The organism is Leisingera sp. ANG-M1 (assembly GCF_000813745.1).
Taxonomy (GTDB): Bacteria; Pseudomonadota; Alphaproteobacteria; order Rhodobacterales; family Rhodobacteraceae; genus Leisingera.
In genome coordinates this window covers 2441-2739 of record NZ_JWLC01000046.1, presented here as the reverse complement: position 1 = coordinate 2739, position 299 = coordinate 2441, and the positions used below count along the sequence as shown (strand labels likewise).

1 pseudogene is annotated in these 299 nt (G+C 68.6%); it reads right to left on the bottom strand.

The features are described 5' to 3' along the window. Positions 1-299, bottom strand: a pseudogene (locus tag RA19_RS25135) (AraC family transcriptional regulator); the annotation flags it as partial.

Below are 299 nucleotides of genomic sequence, written 5' to 3'. Positions count from 1 at the left end.
CCGCGCGGGCAACGGATTTGCTGCGGGCCAGAATCGGGTCCTGCGTTTCGGTGGCCTCTGGGCTCATGAACAGGGTGGCCACTTCCAGCCGCAGCGCGGCGCCGTGCTGCTCGCCGATCAGCTCCATCATCGTGTCAAAGGCCGCCAGCGCGCCGGTGCAGGTGATGCGGTTGCCATCCCAGACTTGGCGCGCGCGTTCGGCCTGCACGTCCGGGAAGGCTTCGGTAAAGCCGCTGAGCTCCTCCCAGTGGATTGTTGCCTGCCGCCCGTCCAGCAGTCCCGCCTGCGCCAGCAGCCAG